At 70.4% G+C, this 15,674-nt stretch carries 16 protein-coding genes; 8 read left to right on the top strand and 8 right to left on the bottom strand.

The window, feature by feature from the left end:
• Positions 1 to 38: 38 nt before the first annotated feature.
• From NAG42_RS36655 to NAG42_RS36640, 4 genes are all read left to right on the top strand, one after another.
• Positions 39 to 497: a MarR family winged helix-turn-helix transcriptional regulator gene (locus NAG42_RS36655; RefSeq protein ID WP_250036820.1), complete on the top strand. Its 459-nt coding sequence runs from the start codon at positions 39 to 41 to the stop codon at positions 495 to 497.
• Positions 498 to 547: 50 nt separating this feature from the next.
• Positions 548 to 988, top strand: coding sequence for a MarR family winged helix-turn-helix transcriptional regulator (locus NAG42_RS36650; protein WP_250036818.1), 441 nt, complete (start codon positions 548 to 550; stop codon positions 986 to 988).
• A 43-nt stretch (positions 989 to 1,031) separates the two neighbouring features.
• Positions 1,032 to 2,762 carry a recombinase family protein gene (locus NAG42_RS36645; protein WP_250036816.1) on the top strand — a complete coding sequence of 577 codons (1,731 nt, stop codon included), beginning with the start codon at positions 1,032 to 1,034 and terminating at the stop codon, positions 2,760 to 2,762.
• Between the two features lie 124 nt (positions 2,763 to 2,886).
• A complete protein-coding gene (locus tag NAG42_RS36640; protein ID WP_250036814.1) occupies positions 2,887 to 3,855 on the top strand; it encodes a pirin family protein in 969 nt (322 codons plus the stop codon).
• Positions 3,856 to 4,037: 182 nt separating this feature from the next.
• On the opposite strand, the gene NAG42_RS36635 is transcribed toward NAG42_RS36640, so the two are convergent.
• Both NAG42_RS36635 and NAG42_RS36630 read right to left on the bottom strand, forming a co-directional pair.
• On the bottom strand, positions 4,038 to 4,550 hold the full coding sequence (locus NAG42_RS36635) for a hypothetical protein (RefSeq protein WP_250036812.1): 513 nt from the start codon (positions 4,548 to 4,550) through the stop codon (positions 4,038 to 4,040).
• 100 nt (positions 4,551 to 4,650) lie between these two features.
• The gene (locus NAG42_RS36630; RefSeq protein ID WP_250036810.1) at positions 4,651 to 5,652 is read right to left on the bottom strand and encodes an SEC-C metal-binding domain-containing protein; all 1,002 of its coding nucleotides are present in this window, start codon (positions 5,650 to 5,652) and stop codon (positions 4,651 to 4,653) included.
• Positions 5,653 to 5,752: 100 nt separating this feature from the next.
• Here NAG42_RS36630 and NAG42_RS36625 point away from each other — a divergent pair, with 100 nt between their 5' ends.
• A complete protein-coding gene (locus tag NAG42_RS36625) occupies positions 5,753 to 6,949 on the top strand; it encodes an aminopeptidase (protein WP_250036808.1) in 1,197 nt (398 codons plus the stop codon).
• 1 nt (position 6,950) lies between these two features.
• Positions 6,951 to 7,616 carry a class I SAM-dependent methyltransferase gene (locus NAG42_RS36620; protein WP_250036806.1) on the top strand — a complete coding sequence of 222 codons (666 nt, stop codon included), beginning with the start codon at positions 6,951 to 6,953 and terminating at the stop codon, positions 7,614 to 7,616.
• Position 7,617: 1 nt separating this feature from the next.
• On the opposite strand, the gene NAG42_RS44620 is transcribed toward NAG42_RS36620, so the two are convergent.
• A complete protein-coding gene (locus tag NAG42_RS44620) occupies positions 7,618 to 7,746 on the bottom strand; it encodes a hypothetical protein (protein WP_284046418.1) in 129 nt (42 codons plus the stop codon).
• Positions 7,747 to 7,825: 79 nt separating this feature from the next.
• Between NAG42_RS44620 and NAG42_RS36615 the strand changes: the two genes are divergently transcribed.
• Positions 7,826 to 9,400 (top strand): phospholipase D family protein, encoded by a 1,575-nt coding sequence (locus NAG42_RS36615; protein WP_250036804.1) that lies wholly within the window; start codon positions 7,826 to 7,828, stop codon positions 9,398 to 9,400.
• Here NAG42_RS36615 and NAG42_RS36610 read toward each other — a convergent pair.
• From NAG42_RS36610 to NAG42_RS36600, 3 genes are read right to left on the bottom strand one after another with little or no spacing between them, the layout of a single operon-like run.
• Complete coding sequence (locus NAG42_RS36610; protein ID WP_250036802.1) at positions 9,387 to 10,472, bottom strand: protein-L-isoaspartate O-methyltransferase family protein; 1,086 nt, start codon at positions 10,470 to 10,472, stop codon at positions 9,387 to 9,389. The two genes, NAG42_RS36615 and NAG42_RS36610, sit on opposite strands and share 14 nt — an antisense overlap.
• A gap of 5 nt (positions 10,473 to 10,477) precedes the next feature.
• A complete protein-coding gene (locus tag NAG42_RS36605) occupies positions 10,478 to 11,530 on the bottom strand; it encodes a hypothetical protein (RefSeq protein ID WP_250036800.1) in 1,053 nt (350 codons plus the stop codon).
• On the bottom strand, positions 11,527 to 13,185 hold the full coding sequence (locus NAG42_RS36600) for a phosphotransferase (RefSeq protein ID WP_250036798.1): 1,659 nt from the start codon (positions 13,183 to 13,185) through the stop codon (positions 11,527 to 11,529). The genes NAG42_RS36605 and NAG42_RS36600 overlap by 4 nt, the downstream gene beginning before the upstream one ends.
• A gap of 149 nt (positions 13,186 to 13,334) precedes the next feature.
• Between NAG42_RS36600 and NAG42_RS36595 the strand changes: the two genes are divergently transcribed.
• On the top strand, positions 13,335 to 14,396 hold the full coding sequence (locus tag NAG42_RS36595; RefSeq protein ID WP_250036796.1) for a hypothetical protein: 1,062 nt from the start codon (positions 13,335 to 13,337) through the stop codon (positions 14,394 to 14,396).
• Here NAG42_RS36595 and NAG42_RS36590 read toward each other — a convergent pair.
• Positions 14,389 to 14,766 carry a cupin domain-containing protein gene (locus NAG42_RS36590; RefSeq protein WP_250036795.1) on the bottom strand — a complete coding sequence of 126 codons (378 nt, stop codon included), beginning with the start codon at positions 14,764 to 14,766 and terminating at the stop codon, positions 14,389 to 14,391. The two genes, NAG42_RS36595 and NAG42_RS36590, sit on opposite strands and share 8 nt — an antisense overlap.
• Positions 14,767 to 14,786: 20 nt before the next feature.
• Positions 14,787 to 15,575, bottom strand: coding sequence for a hypothetical protein (locus NAG42_RS36585; RefSeq protein ID WP_250036793.1), 789 nt, complete (start codon positions 15,573 to 15,575; stop codon positions 14,787 to 14,789).
• Positions 15,576 to 15,674 lie beyond the last annotated feature (99 nt).

The raw sequence follows: 15,674 nt of genomic DNA, 5'->3' as shown, positions 1-15,674 counted from the left end.
CAGCGATTGTTGGGGGAACCAACGGCTAAGATGGCGGCATGCCCGAGACGGACGACACACCGCAGCCGCCGGCCCGGCTCCGCGCACTGGCCAGCTGGCAGGCGAGCAAGGTGTCGACCATCGGCGCCCGGCTGTTCGCCCGCGAGATGAAGCTGGGCGCCCGGGCCGACTTCGCCGTTCTGGCCGCCCTCGACGAGTGCGGACCGTTGAGCCAGGCCGACATCGGCCGCCGCCTGGGCCTGGATCGCAACGACGTCAACGGCATCCTCAACCGCTTGGAGCAGGGGCGCCACGTCACCCGCGAGCCCGACCCGGCCGACCGGCGCCGCAACGTCGTCACCCTCACGACCGGCGGCCGGCTCCACCTCGACGAGCTTCAGAAGCACACCGACGCGGTGCAGGACGAGCTGCTGGCCGGCCTGAGCACCGCCGAGCGGCGCCAGCTCCAGGCCCTGCTGACCAAGGTGCTCGGCAGCCACCAGCCGGAACCGGCGTAGGTGACCCCAGCCACTTGTTATTTCAGATTTGAAAGAGTTACTGTTCTGGTATGGCCGACCCGCTCACCGAGAGCCAACAGCTCGCCTGGCGCACCTTCGTCGAGAGCTCGTGGGCGCTGCACACCCACCTCGAGGACGACCTGCGGGCCCAGACCGGCCTCAGCATGAACGATTACCACGTGATGGTCACCCTCTCCGAGGCGCCGGACCACCGCCTGCGGATGGGCGAGCTGGCCAGCCGCCTGGTCTTCTCCCCCAGCCGCATCACCTACCAGATCAGCTCGATGGTCAAGCGTGGCCTCGTCCGCAAGCAGCCCTGCCCCGAGGACGGCCGCGGCCAGGAGGCCGTGCTGACCGACGAGGGCATGGCCGCCCTGGAGTCCGCCGCCCCGATGCACTTGATCACCGTCCGCGACAGCTTCATCGATCGCCTCGACCCCGACGAGCTCGCCGTGATCGCCCGCGTGTTCGACAAGGTCCGCAAGCCCTGAGGCACTCATAACGACGCCCTGCCAGATGTAGTAACATTGCGATATGCCGATCTCGTGGCAATCCGACGTAGCTCTTCGCCATCGCGCTGCCGCCTACGTCCGCCAATCCTCTCGGCCCGAGAATGCGAGCGAGGCATCCCCTGCCGTTCAACGCCTCGCCACTCGTGCACGGTCCGCCGAGCTCGGCACCACCTTCGTGGGCAGTTACGAGGACATCGGCATGTCGGCCTACTCAGGCACGCAGCGCCCAGCGTTCGAGCGACTGCTAGCCGACTGTCGTGCCGGTCGTATCGAATTGGTCATCGTCCACCACGTCGCGCGGCTCTCCCGCATGGATCCGATCGAGGCGATTCCACTGGTGACCGAGTTGCTGAACCTCGGCATCACGATCGTCAGCGTCATCGAGGGCGAGTTCCGAAAAGGCAACGCCACAGGCCTGTTCCACCTGATCATGAGACTCGACCAGGCGCACAACGAGTCGAAACTCAAGAGCATTGCGATCAAAGGTGCCAACGAGATCGCCCGGAGCCTGGGCGGCTTCATCGGCGGCAAGGCTCCCTACGGCTTCCGGGTGATTCGCGAGAACCGCGTCAACCCCGCCGACGGCCGACCGGTGGCCATCAACCTCCTGACCCTCGACCCGGCCGAGGCACGCGTGATTCGCGACGCCGCCGCGGAGCTTATGAGCCCTTCGCCGGTCGAGCATCAGGCAAAGCGCGCAGGGCAGCAACAACGCCCCGGCACACTCGGTTTCGTCTGCCGGCAGCTGAACGTCAACGGCACACCGACTCGGGGTGCCACAACCGGAAAGCTGACGGCCGACAGCTCCTGGGCGCCACGCACCCTGGAACGGATCATGCGTGACCCTCGCACCGCCGGCTACTCCGCCGAGGTTCTCTACAAGCGTGATGACCATGGTCGAAGTACACGCTCGATCCAGGGCTACGAAATCCTTCGCGACGGTCAGACCGGCGTCCCGATCGTGGCCCATCCAGCCATCCTGGGACCCGATGCCTTCTGGGCCGTGCAGCGGATTCTGAACGGCCAACCGACCGTCAGCCGGAGCAGGCCGACGCCTTCACTGCTCGCGTCGACAGGTTTGCTGTTCTGCGAATGCGGCTCGCCCATGAAGAGCAACAGCAACTCCGCTGTCACCGCCAAGTCAAGCTATCGGTGCTCACGCCCAGCCGGACGCACGCTGCCCGGCCAGCACGCCTTGGACTGCACAATCTCGAAAAACGCACTGGAGGGCTACGTCGGTCGGCACCTGTTCGCACTGATCGCCGCGGCGGCCGCGAGCGACGGCTCGGGCGAGGTCCTTCACGAGGCCATCCGCCTCTTCAACCTCGCCTCCATGACGCCGGAATCAGCCGCATTGAGCCATAAAATCCAAGCCGACCTGACCGACGCCAAACGCCAGCTGAGCCAGCTGAACAATGAGCACGGCAAGAGCTGTCGTCGATCTCCGCAGCAGACGCGGATTCTCAGCGCCCGCATCGAGGCAATGGCCCAGCAGCTTGCGGCCATTCACCCTGACCCGGCGCCCACACTGCCCATCAAAGTTTGGCTCGGCGAGCCCGGCGCCGATCCGCTCGGGCCCGGCTCGTGGTGGCGCAACGCGGCCATCGGCGAACGCCGGGCCATGCTTTCGCTCTTCATCCGGCGCATCACCATTTCGAAGTCGCCCTCGGGGCACACGCGCCCACCCGTGGAGTCCCGGGTGCGGATCGCTTGGATCGCCGGCGACAACCAGCACAGGGGCAGTCGCGGTTAACCAACAGTTCCGTCACTGCGACCCATCGGTCGCTGCCATAGTGAGCCGACGCACCCTGGTATTTCAGTTTTGAAAGATATAGTGTTCAGGCACGGTCGCGCTAGCCAAGTCTGGGAGGCACACCATGCCCGCCATCACCGTCGACGACGTTCTGGTTCTACCGCGGGTGCCGCAGCTCGACCCGAGCACGAGCTTCCGTCCGGTCCGCCGCCTGACCACCGCCCCGAGCGGCTACGAGGGTGAGGGCTTCCCGGTGCGCCGGGCCTTTGCGGGCGTGCCGGTCAACGAGCTGGACCCCTTCATCCACCTGGATCAGATGGGCGAAGTGATGTACCAAGCGGGCGAGCCGAAGGGGACGCCGTGGCACCCGCACCGGGGGTTCGAGACGGTGACTTACATGATCGACGGGATCATGGATCACCAGGACTCGCTGGGCAGTGGGGGCACGATCGCCAACGGGGACACCCAGTGGATGACGGCCGGGCAGGGCATTCTGCACATCGAGGCGCCGCCGGAGCATCTGGTGACCAGCGGTGGGCTGTTCCACGGGCTGCAGCTGTGGGTCAACCTTCCCCGGGCGGCCAAGATGATCACGCCGAAATACCAGGACATCCGCGGTCGTGAGTCGGCGCTGCTGACCACGCCTGACGGCGGCAGCCTGATCCGGGTCATCGCCGGTGAGGTTGCCGGGCACGCCGGGCCGGGCTCGACGTTCACCCCGATCAACCTGGCCCACGTCACCCTGCAGCCCGGCGCCCAGCTCGACCTGCCGTGGCAGGCCGACTACAACGCGCTGGTCTATGTGCTGGCCGGCCGGGGCACGGTCGGCGCCGAGGCCCGCCCGATCCAGATCGGTCAGCTGGCCGCCCACGGCAAGGGTGACGCCCTGCGGGTCACGGCCGACGCCGTGCAGGACTCGAACATCCCGGCGATGGAGCTGTTCATCATGGGTGGCCGCCCGATCCGGGAGCCGGTGGCCCACTACGGCCCGTTCGTCATGAACACCCAGGCCGAGCTGAAGCAGGCCTTCGAGGACTTCCAGAAGGGTCGCCTCGGCGTCATCCCGGCCGAGCGACTCCCCCACACCGACTGAGCGAGAGGCCCGGCCGAGCGACTCTCCCTCACACCGACTGAGCGAGAGGGCCAGCCGAGCGACTCTCCCTCACACCGACTGAGCGAGAGGGCCAGCCGAGCGACTCCCCTCACACCGACTGAGCGGAAGCTCGGCCGATCCCGTGCGGGCGCGGCGCGGCGCGGTCCAGGTGGCGCCCGGCGTCAGGCCGTGAGCCCGGCGGGGATCACGTAGTCGGCGTACGGATCGGTCTTGGGCTCGTCACCGACGGTGGCACCGGTCGAGGAGGCCCGCAACAGCACCGCGGTTCCGTCCGCGCACGTCACGCTCACCCCGGCCGGGGCCGAGCCGGTGCGGTCGCTGGGGCCGAGGTCCGGCAGGGACACCAGGTGCCACGACGTGAAGGCGGCCGGCCGGGCGGCGTCGAGCAATTGGACGACGAGGATCGACAGGCGGGCCACCCGATCGCCGATCATCGGCGGTTCGGCCGGCAGCGGGAGCGGTTTCGCGCCCGGCCAGACCGCGCCCCAGAGCATCGCGGTCGCGGTCGACGTGTAGGTGACCTTGACTCCGGCGATCTTGTTGGTCCGGGACTTCGCGGCCGACGGTCCCCAGGCATCGGTCCCGGTGCCGGTCCGCTCGACCTTGACGATGTCGGGGTGCTCGGCCGCGACGAGCACCCGCTCGACCACCTCGAGAACCTGGGCGAGCTGCATGTGGGCCCCTATCGGTTGCCGGTTCGCCAGTCGCCGCGCAGTCTAATCCGCGGCAGCGAAAGGCCCCGCCCGGACAACCGGGCGGGGCCTCGGCCGCGGATCAGGCGCGCGAGCGGGGCAGGCAGTCCTTCTTGTATTTGAGGCCGGAACCGCACCAGCAGGCGGCGTTACGCTCCGGGGGCCAGGGGATCTGGCCGGGGGCGGCGGCGAGCTGGTTGGCGTACGCCGTGCGGGTCGCGGCCTCGGCCGGGTCGCCTTGCTGGCTCAGGCCGTCGACCGAACCGGGGTAGACGGTCAGGCCGGCGCGGCCGGTGGCGGTCAGGCGGACCAGTTCCTTCTCGAGGCGGGCCCGGTGCTCGTCCCAGTCGGCACCGTACTGCTCGGCGAGCGCCGGCCACTGCTTGAGCAGGCTGTCGAACTCGGGCTGCGGAAAGAAGACGAGGCCGGTGTCCGCCGCGACGGCGGCCGGGGCGGAGCCCGCGTTGGCCAGCCGGGTCTCGAGGCGCTCGGCCAGGTTGTCGTTGTGGTCGTGCTGCAGGCCCAGCGCGTGACGCAGGCGGTGGCGCTGCTGGAGCAGGAAGAACAGGGTGCCGGCGTCGTCGGCGCTGGCCGGCTCGGACGACTGGTCGGCCGCGGCGCGCTCGGCGAACGCGAGCTTCACCGCCTCGGTCAGCCACTCCTCGGCCTGCCGCGAGCGCTTGCCGACGACGAGGGCGGCGGTGATGAACGCGGCCGCGTCGGGGTACTCGGTCAGCTGCGGGCGCAGGGCCTCGATCTCGGCCAGCGCCTCGTCGTCACGGCCGGCCCGGAACAGGATGCGGGCGCGCACGGCGCGGGTGGTCGCGACCTGGCTGTCGTCGCGGTCGCCGTACGCCTCGATGGCCCGGTCGGCGTAGCGGAGCGCGGCGTCGAGCTTCGAGCGGCTCTCCGCGATCTCGGCGGCGAGGGTCAGGGCCTGGCCGGCGTCCTCCGGATCTTCCAGACGGCCGGCCTCCACGGCGTCGGCCACCTCGGCCGCGACGCCGAGCGGGTTGGCCGCGCCCAGGGCGGACTGCCGGATCTCTTCAAGGTCTGCGCTGGTCAGAACGGTTTTAGTCGCCACGTCGACAATTTACTGCTACTTGCGCATCCGTGGCTGTTGATCTGAGTCTCACTTGGGAGCAGGGCTGCCCGGGCGCGCCCTTTGTTCTACTCTGCACCGCATGGCGCTGATCGAGCGATTCGCAGACCTCGTCGTGCGTGGCGGCATCAACGTTCAGCCCGGTCAGGGCGTTGTCCTGCACACCGACACGGCTCATCTCGAGATCGCCCGGGCGGTGACCGAGGCGGCTTATGCGGCCGGGGCGGCCTGGGTCGAGCCGATCTGGAGCGATGGCCCGATGCGCCGTTCGGCGGTGAGGCACTCGACCGTGGAGCGTCTTTCCGCCGTACGGCCCTGGGCCCTGACCCGGACAGCCGAGCTCAGCCAGGCCGGTGCCGCCTGGATCCGGCTGCTCGGCGAGGCCGACCCGCACCTGTTCGACGGGCTCGACCCGGCCAAGGTCGCGGCGAACCCGACCGAGGAGACCCAGGCCATGCGCCGCGCGCTGTTCGGCCGCTCGCGCTGGACCGTGGTCGGGGCGCCCAATCCGGGCTGGGCCCGCGAGGTGTTCGGCGAGCCCGACGTCGACCGGCTGTGGCAGGCCGTGGGCACCGCGATGCGGCTCGACTCGGACGACCCGGTGGCCGCCTGGCAGGGCCGGGCCGAGGTGCTGGCCGAGCGGGGGCGGCGGCTGGACGCGCTGGAGCTGAGCGAGCTGCGGTATGCCGGCGACGGCACCGACCTCACCGTGGGCCTGGTGCCGGGCAGCCGCTGGACCGGTGGCGGCCTGATCGACGACGCCGGCATTCCCTATCTGCCCAACATCCCGACCGAGGAGGTGTTCACCAGCCCCGACCGCAACCGCGCGGACGGCGTGCTGCGGGTGACCCGGCCGGTCGTGATCAGCGGCCAGGTCGTGACCGGGCTGCGGGTCACCCTCGCCGGGGGGCGCATCACCGAGGTGACGGCCGACGAGGGGGCCGAGGTCGTGCGGGCCCATCTGGAGGCCGACGAGGGCGCCCGGCACCTGGGCGAGGTGGCGCTGGTCGACAAGGACAGCCGGATCGCCCGCACCGGTGTCGTCTTCCACAACATGCTCTTCGACGAGAACGCGGCCTGTCATGTGGCCTGGGGGCAGAGCTTCCCGTTCGCGGTGGCCGGGGGCACAGCGATGACCGAGCAGCAGCGGGCCGGCCTGGGCCTGAACATGTCGAGCGTGCACACCGACGTGGTGGTCGGCGGCGAGGGCATCACGGTCACCGGCCGGGGGCCGCGGGGCACCGTCGACATCATCCGCGACGACGAATGGGTGCTGTGAGATGACTCCGGTGGCGGCGTACGACGAGATCGCCGACTGGTACGAGCACGACTTCCTGCCCACCACCGGGGCGGGCGATCCGATCGGCATCCGGCGTCAGCTGGCCGAGCTCCTGGGCCCGGGCCAGGGCCTCTGCCTGGAGGTCGGCTGTGGCACCGGCGTGCACGCGGCTCAGTTGCGCGAGCTCGGCTGGTCACCGGTGGGCGCCGACCTGTCGGCGGGCATGCTGGCGTACGCGAAACAACGCCTGCCGATCGTGCGGGCCGACGCGACCCGGCTGCCCGTGCGCGACGCGTCCGTGCCGGCGGTGGTGGCGATGATGGTGCACACCGACATGCCCGGCTACCCGCAGGTGCTGCGCGAGATCGGGCGTGTGCTGCGGCCGGACGGCACATTTGTCCACGTAGGAGTGCATCCGGCCTTCTGCGGCGGCTTCGCCGATCGCAGCGACCCCCGGGCGGTGGTCATCAGGCCGGGCTATCTCGACGGTCACTGGACGAAGGACTCCTGGACGACCCAGGGGGTGCGCAACCGGGTCGGTGCGTCGCATTTTCCCCTGCCGGTGCTGCTGCAGGCCGTGCTCGATGCCGGCTTGACGCTCACGGGTTTCGCCGAGGGCGGCGGCCCGACGCCGACCACCCTGGCCTTCCGCGCCACGAAAGCGTGATCTAGATCATGAACAGCATGGCCCCGACGCCCATCAGGACGAGCAGCAGCATCGCGATGAGAAGGCCCTTCTCAGCGGCAGCGGCAGTGTCAGCAGGGGTGACGGCTTCGGCGATCGGCTCGGCGCTCATGGGCTGATCCCTTCGGAAACGGTGTCGGCGCTCCGCACGTCGACGTGCGCGCGCCCGGCTGGGGTCTAACATTCGGGGCGTGCCTCTGCCGGACTGGTTCCTCACTGAGGAGGAGCGTGGCAACCCGGACTCCTCCATACCCACCTGGTCGACCGGAAACGCGGTCCAGCCACTAATTCATGGCAAAACATATTTTGACCGTTTGGTGACCGAGGTGGAAAGTCTCCGCGAGGGTGACCATCTCTTCTTCACCGACTGGCGAGGCGATCCCGACGAGCGGATGCGCGACGACGGTCCGACCATCGCCGAGCTGTTCTCGGCGGCGGCCAAGCGCGGCGTCGTCGTCAAGGGCCTGCTCTGGCGTTCCCATCTCGACAAACTCGCGTACAGCGAGGAAGAGAACCGCACGCTCAGTGACGACATCCGGGCGGCCGGTGGCGAGGTGCTGCTCGACCAGCGCGTCCGCCGCGGCGGCTCGCACCACCAGAAGCTCGTCGTGCTGCGGCACCCGGGCCGCCCCGAGCTCGACGTCGCCTACGCCGGCGGCATCGACCTGTGTCACAGCCGCCGCGACGACGAGCGCCACCTGGGCGACCCGCAGGCGGTGGACATGTCCAAGGCCTACGGGCCGAACCCGCCCTGGCACGACGTGCAGCTTGAACTGCGCGGGCCGGTCGTGGGGGTGCTCGACCTCACCTTCCGCGAGCGGTGGAACGAGCCGGACGACCTCGACCAGCACGGACCGATCTCCACCGTGGTCGACAAGCTCAAGCACGCCGACATGAGCGCCGATCGCCTGCCGCCGCAGCCGCCCGACCCGCCCGAGCGCGGGCCGCTGGCCGTGCAGACGCTGCGCACCTATCCGGCGATGCGGCCGCAGTACGACTTCGCGCGCAACGGTGAGCAGACCGTGGCCCGCGGCTACACAAAAGCCATCAAACGGGCCCGGCGGCTGATCTATCTGGAAGACCAATATCTGTGGTCGACCGAGGTGGCCCGGCTCTTCGCCGACGCGCTGCGGGCCAACCCCGACCTGCACCTCATCGCCGTGGTGCCCCGCTACCCCGACGTCGACGGCCGGTTCGCGCTGCCGCCCAACCAGATCGGCCGGGAGAAGGCGATCTCGCTCTGCACGATGGCCGCGCCCGACCGGGTGCACGTCTTCGACCTCGAGAACGAGGTCGGCACGCCGATCTACGTGCACGCCAAGGTGTGCGTGGTCGACGATGTTTGGTGCAGCGTGGGCAGCGACAACTTCAACCGTCGCTCGTGGACCCACGACAGCGAGCTGTCCAACGCGATCCTCGACGACACGCGCGACGAGCGGGAGCCGCGCGACCCGGCCGGGCTGGGTGACGGCGCCCGCGAATTCCCGCGTGAGCTGCGGCTCGCGCTGACGCGCGAGCATCTCGACCGGGACGATCTGCCGGTGGTTGATCCGGCCGACGCCGTACGGGAAATGACCGCCGCCGCCGAGAAGCTGAAGGCCTGGCACGACGCCGGCCGGACCGGTCCCCGCCCGCCGGGCCGGTTGACGCCGCACCAGACCGAGAAACTGCCCTGGTATCAGAGTCTGTGGGCGACACCGGCCTACCGGCTGGCCTACGACCCGGACGGGCGGTCGTGGCGGGACAGGTGGGCTAACCGCTGGTGAGCGACCAGCTCGCCGGCAGGAGGATCGGCGCGTCCGGGTCGCCGCCCGGTTCCAAGGTGATCCGCCACGCCTGCATCGGCGGGCGGGCCGCCTCGAGCCAGCGGTCGATGATCCTGGTCGCGTCGGCGGCATAGCGGTCGGCCTCGTCGCCGCCGGCCAGCACGCTGCCGTCGGGCAGGACGAAGGCGCCCCCGGTGCGCTTCTCGTCGAGCAGCATGAGCGCGTTCTGCTCCCGGCGCGGCACGGCCGCATAGGTGGCACGGCGGTGCCACACCCCGGCCGCATACCAGAGATCGCGGTAGGCGAGCGGTTCCAGCGGGGGGTTGAAGCGGCTTCCGGCGTACGGGACCAGTTTGCGCAACGTGCGGGGCGGGGCCGGCGCGGGGAACTGGTGGGCGGCGGTGAGCGGCCCGGCCGCGGTCATGAAACCGGAGGCGGTGACGACCCGGGCCCGCAGATCCGGGGTGATGCGCAGGACCGGGTGGGTGCCGGCGTGCTCGACCGGGGCGACCAGCACACCGCCCGGGACGTCGCCGAGCTGCTCGAGCCACCGCGGCGAGACGCCGGCCACGCCGACCGTGACGATGACCCGATCCACCCGTACGCCCGGACCCTCGTAGCCGTCGCCGTGCACCACCCGGACCCCCTCGACACCGGCCCGGGCCAGCGCGAAGCGCGCCCGGTCGGCCACGTCCTCCTGGACGTCCACGCTGATCACGGTCGCCCCTAGCCGGGCCAGAAGGGCGGCGTTGTAGCCGGTGCCGGCGCCGATCTCGAGAACCGTCAGCCCCGGACGCACGTCAAGCGCCTCGATCATCAGGGCCATGAGCGAAGGCTGGCTCGACGAGCTGACCGGCGTGCGGCCGTCCACCTTGGTGATGAGCACGTCGTCGTCGTAGACCAGATCGAGGAAGTCGGGGTCGGCCGGCTTGGCCCAGGTGCCGTCGCGCCGCTGGAAACCGTCGGGCACGAAGACCTCGCGCGGCACCTCGGCGAAGGCGGCGGCCAGCTCCGGCGAGAGGACCAGGCCTCCGTGCCGGATCCGCTCGAGAAACGCCTCCCGGGGGCCCACCCCTATCACCATAGAGCCGGGATCAGCGAGGTCCGCGAGGTGAGGGGACGAAGTCCGACACTGTCCGGCAGCCGGCGGGCCACCCCGGCGAGCAGGTCGGCCAGTTGAACGCGGGGGTCGTCACGCGAGTCGACCATGATCAGGCCGGCCAGGGGCGACACCCCGTCGACGGCGAGCGCCTGCTGGAGACGGGTCAGGCGGTCGGCGGTGAGGGCGCTCTGCTCGTCGTGCGTCACCAGAACCCGGCGGCGGGCGCCACTCCAGGTCAGAACCGTCTCGGCCAGCGCGGGCAGCAGCGGTTCCAGCGGCGGCGGAACGACCGGGTCATCGCTGTCGAGCCGCCTCACCAGCTCGAAGACCTCAGCCGCATCCACTTTGTCCAGTTTGTCCATCGCGAAGCGGGACTGATCGCTCAGCGCGTTGCCGGTCCCATCGCTCAGCGCGTTGCCGGCCCGATCGCTCACGGCGTTGCCGGCCCGATCGCTCACGGTGTTGTCGGCTAGCTCGCTCAGCGCATTCCTGGCTTGGAGGAAGCGGGCCACGGCTTGCTCGGGCGGCTGCCGGCGTTTGGTGCGGAGCAGGTCGATGAAGGCGGTGAGAAAACCAGTCCACTCGGAGCCGGTGGTGCGGCCGGCCCGATAGAGAGCGAGGGCGGCCGGCCGTTGATCGCGGGTCAAACGGGTGCCGGCCGCGTAGGACGGCTCGGCCAGCAGCAGGTCGACAATCCGGGTGACCAGGAAGAACTCCTTGTCGACCAGATGAACGAGAGCTCGGCCGCGCAGGGCGACCAGGAAGTACTCCAGTGCCTCGGCCGCCCGGGGGCCCCGCAGGAATGGGCCGGACTTCAGCTCGTGGGCCGAGAACCGGGTGGACCGGAGCTCCGCGATCAGCCGGCCGGCTTCCTCCGTGCTCAGGTCGACGCTCGCATGCGTGATCATCGGGCTGGCCGGGTCGAGCAGGTTGGTGCCGGAGAAACCGGACTCATCACAGGCGATCTCCACCACCGGGCCGGCCACCGCCCCCGCGGGCGGCAGGCCACCCTGCAGTGGCGTCCTCATGGGCGGGCGGCGGCCACGGCGGCGGTCAGCCCCGCGGGGACATCGTCGGCGTGGTACGGCCATTCGGTGGGCTCGATGTTCTCGAGGAACTCGGCGTAGATGAGAGCCCCGCGCAGATGGGCGACCGGCTGCATCAACTCGACGGCTCGCACCGGGTCGGAGCCCGGGACCGTCCGCTGCCAGCGGTCGGCCCACTCGGTCAGCAGCTTGTCGCGGCCGGGCAGACCGCCGCCACGCTCGCCGCCACCGGTGTCGGCGTCAGTCAGCCGCAGGATGTCGAGCGCCGGATGCCCACGGACGGAGTCGCCCCAATCCATGATCGTCAGCTTGCCGGTCTCATCGGTGCGGACATTGCCCGGGTGCAGATCGCCATGGACCAGCGTGTCGGGCAGGCCGCACGCGGCGATCGCGGCGAACCGGGCGGGCAGGTCGCCGATGAACTCCCGCAGACCGGGCAAGCCGTCGAAATAGGGCTCGGCGATCCGGACGTAGTCATCCAGCGTGCGCGACAGCCGAGCATCGGGGATCCGTGCCAGCGGAGCAGGATCGGCTGCGAAGTGCGCCTGAATCGGATGAAACGCGGCAGCGATCTCGGCGCACAAATCGGCCCCCGCGCCGTAGCGATCCTCACCCGGCGCGTGGGCCAGCAGCATACGGCCGTCCGAGCCTTCCGCGATCAGCCGCGGAACCAGATCGGGCGCGATGCCGGCGATGGCACGAATGACATACGGCTCGTGAGCGAAAAACCGCGGCACCTGTTTGAGCCAGGCCACCGGGTCACCCTGCTCGTCGTCCAGCCGCCAGATGGCCGACAGATTCCAGGTACGCCGTTGGTGAGCGGTCGTGCCCGGCACCAGCCCCGTGGCCCAGGCGATCGACGCTGTGGGCCCACCCAGCTCGGCATAGGGCGCACGCTTCGGGTGCGGCTCGCGCAGACTCCCGGCGTACCGGGAATGTGGCCCGACGCCCTCACCGGCCGCCGCCGAACCACCCAGCCCGCTGCCCCACCCCGAAGCATCCGACCCGGCAGCCCGCGCCGCCACCTCGAGCCCGCCCCCCGAACCGGCCGCAGGCAACGCATCTCCCGAACCCACCGCAGGCAACGCGTTCCCAGAACCCACAGCGGGCAATGCATCTCCCGAAGCCGCAGCAGGCAACGCATCTCCTGAACCCGCCGCAGACAGCGCATTTCCTGAACCCGTAGCAGGCAACGCATCTGTTGAACCCGCCGCAGACAGCCCACTTCCTGAACCCGTAGCAGACAACGCATCTGTTGAACCCGCCGCAGGCAACGCATCTCCCGAACGCGCCGCAGGCAACGCGTTGCCGGAACCCGCTGATAGCACCGCGTTCCCCACGCCTGCCGGTCGCAGCCGATCTCCCGATCCCGCCGACTCCGGGGTGATCATCAGGCCCGCCGGCGCCCGCCGCCCGATTTTCCGGATACTCGCGTCTTCATCGGTGACTTCCGCGAGATAAGTGACGTGGCCGCCGGGTGGGCCGGGGCGGTCGCTGGCCAGCAGGCGCAGCACTTGCAGGCCGGGGCCGAACCCGTCGACGTCCTGCCACCATGGGTTCGCCGGCTCGAACGGCTCGGTCTCCCCCAGCAGCTCGCCGTCGGGACTGACCAGCACCAATGTCACGGTTCTCGTCACGGTCGGAAACCGTAACCCAGACACCGGGCCGTCTTCGCGCCATTTTCCCGGGATCCGGCCGCGCTCGGACCGGGTCGACTGCCTGCTCGACCGGCCCGGCAGCGATACCGGTCTGGTGCCTGCCGGTCGAGCGCAACTACGATGCGCGGATGTTCGGACGCTCCGCCATCGCCCTGCCCGAGCTCTGCACCGGCCTGGCCGAGGCGGTGATCCGGCTCGATACGAAGGCTTCCACCAAGAGCTATCGCGCCATTGTGGACCGTCTGCCCCAGGCCGATCAGGCCGAGCTGAGCGAGGCTCTGCCACTGCTGATCCCCGCCCTCCAACAGGTCGCGCTCGGCAACGGCGGACTGCTGGCCACGCTGGTCGCGGGGCTGATCGAGCAGGGCGCCGACCCGCTGCCGGTGCTGCCGGTGCTGGTTGATCGGGTCGCCACCGGTTTGGAGCTGGCCGCGCGGTTCGGTGTGCTGGCCGACAAGCTGGGCGGGCCGGTGACCGCGCCGACGTCGGCCGACGAATACCGCGAGCTGCGCGAACGGCTTGTCGGGGCGGCGCCGGAAGCCGGGCTCAGTGTCGGCGAGGCCGGCGAGATCGCGCAGGCCTGGTTCACGGTGAACGACTGGATTCCCAGCCTGTTGCTGCCGCTGCAGCAGAAGGGTGCGCGTCAGGCACTGCCCGACCGGGCCCGGCTGGCCGCGGCGGCGGCCACGATGAGCCCGCACGCCGAGGACGCGGCCTGGCTGTTCGGGCTGCTCGAGGTGCTCGACGACGAGCCGCTGCTGGTGCTGCACCGGCCGACCCGCCGGGCCTTCGACCTGACGATCAGCGGGGTGAGTGACAACTTCCAGCTCCACACGCTGCTGGCCGCGACCCTGATCGGGGACGAGTCGCGCGGCCTGCTGCCGGGTGAGCCGCCCGCCGCGCCCTGGGTCGCCGCGGCCACCGACGGCGAGCTGATGCCGGCCGAGGCCATTCACGGGCAGTTCTACCTGGCCGACGCGGCGGGCGAGACGATCTGGAACGAGGGGCGGCCGGCCGACATCGCGCTGCTCGGTGACCACCGGGTGATCGTGCTCGACCCACCGCCGTACGAGCGCAGTTGGAATCTCGGTCGCGCCTATCCGCTGATGCGTCCCGAGGTCGTGCTCAACCGCATCCTGCCGGCCGACGAGGCCGAGCAGTGGTCGTCGCGGGTGGCGCCCGCTAAGTGAGCTCGTGCCCGGTCGTGCTGTGCACGTGATCCGGGATCTCGCCCTCGTGGCGGTCGCCGGTCGTCACCGTCCCGGACGGCTCGAACATGAGGATCGACCCGCCCGGTGACGACGGCCGGTGCTCGACCCCCTTGGGCACGACGAAGACGTCGCCGACCTCGAGCTCGACCGTGCGGTCGCGCAGGGCGATCTGCAGCGTGCCGTCGAGGACGAGGAAGAACTCGTCGGTGTCCTCGTGGACGTGCCAGACGTGGTCACCCCGGACGTGTGCGATCCGCACGTCGTAGTCGTTCATGCGGGTCACGATGCGCGGGCTGTAGACCTCGTCGAAGCTCCGAAGGGCGGCGGTGAGGTTGATCGGTTTCTCCATGCCCTCAGCATGCCCCGTCGTCACCGGGCCGCGTCGAGCATGACGCGGTCGAGCACCGCTTCGAAGCCGAGGGCCTCGTGGGCCGGCACGTCGGTGGTCAGCACGAGGACGTCGTCCGCGACCTCGTCGGCTTCCGCGCAGGCAGCGGCGAAGACGGCCGCGGTCCGGCCGTCGGGCGCGTAGGTGGCGCTGACCCGCGTCATCCCGGCGGTCACCCGGCTGCGCCCGGCCATCGCCACGGGGACGCCGTCGACCTCCCACAGGAGGAGCCCGCCGCAGCTGAGCGGGTCGTCGATGACGTACGCGAGGTCGCTCGGGTCACCCGGGTCGGCCGCCATCAGGTCGTGGAACCAGCCGACGAGCAGGTCGCGGTCGTCGGGGGTGGCCCGTCGCGGCCGGCCGGGCGGGAACGCCGCCGGTCGCAGCGTCCGCAGGCGGCACAGGGTGACCCGGAAGCCTTCGGTCAACGTGACGCCGGGCCAGGCGGCCCTGACTTTGTCGGCGTCCCGGGCGTCGACGCCGAGCTGGGTCACTCCGGGCAGGGTGGCGGCCAGGGCTCGTACGGCTTCTTCCGGCTTCCCGGGCAGGGGCGACAGAATCGGCGGGTGGCGTGGCGCGCGGAGGAAAGCCGCCGTCACGGGTCCGGAGCCGGTGGCCCACCAGCCGTAGAGCTGATCGGCGGCGGGCGGACAAGCTTCCAGGTACGCGGCCTCGGACAGCAGCATCGTGTTGCCGACCGGGTCGGCGTGCAGGAAGTCACCCGCGGCCGCCAGGAAGTCGCGCACGTCGGTGGAGGTCGACCAGGCCACATCTGATCCTGGATCGCCACGCGGCCGGATGCAACACCGTTCGGTCAGGAATCGAGAAGCACCGGCCGGACCTCCTCTCGTAGCGTGACCTGCACAGAC

The sequence above is a fragment of the Paractinoplanes maris genome, from assembly GCF_023544465.1.
Lineage (GTDB): Bacteria > Actinomycetota > Actinomycetes > Mycobacteriales > Micromonosporaceae > Actinoplanes > Actinoplanes maris.
Note: the sequence above shows the minus strand (reverse complement) of the source record. Positions and strands in the feature narration are given on the sequence as shown.

Bases quoted from the DNA above. Each gene is read 5' to 3' on its own strand.
- NAG42_RS36635 (WP_250036812.1), bottom strand. From the start codon at position 4,550: ATGCAGCTCGCCCAGGTTCTCGAGGTGGTCGAGCGGGTGCTCGTCGCG.
- NAG42_RS36640 (WP_250036814.1), top strand. From the start codon at position 2,887: ATGCCCGCCATCACCGTCGACGACGTTCTGGTTCTACCGCGGGTGCCG.
- NAG42_RS36645 (WP_250036816.1), top strand. From the start codon at position 1,032: ATGCCGATCTCGTGGCAATCCGACGTAGCTCTTCGCCATCGCGCTGCC.
- NAG42_RS36605 (WP_250036800.1), bottom strand. From the start codon at position 11,530: ATGAGGACGCCACTGCAGGGTGGCCTGCCGCCCGCGGGGGCGGTGGCC.
- NAG42_RS44620 (WP_284046418.1), bottom strand. From the start codon at position 7,746: ATGAGCGCCGAGCCGATCGCCGAAGCCGTCACCCCTGCTGACACTGCC.
- NAG42_RS36595 (WP_250036796.1), top strand. From the start codon at position 13,335: ATGTTCGGACGCTCCGCCATCGCCCTGCCCGAGCTCTGCACCGGCCTG.
- NAG42_RS36620 (WP_250036806.1), top strand. From the start codon at position 6,951: ATGACTCCGGTGGCGGCGTACGACGAGATCGCCGACTGGTACGAGCAC.
- NAG42_RS36590 (WP_250036795.1), bottom strand. From the start codon at position 14,766: ATGGAGAAACCGATCAACCTCACCGCCGCCCTTCGGAGCTTCGACGAG.
- NAG42_RS36655 (WP_250036820.1), top strand. From the start codon at position 39: ATGCCCGAGACGGACGACACACCGCAGCCGCCGGCCCGGCTCCGCGCA.
- NAG42_RS36650 (WP_250036818.1), top strand. From the start codon at position 548: ATGGCCGACCCGCTCACCGAGAGCCAACAGCTCGCCTGGCGCACCTTC.
- NAG42_RS36625 (WP_250036808.1), top strand. From the start codon at position 5,753: ATGGCGCTGATCGAGCGATTCGCAGACCTCGTCGTGCGTGGCGGCATC.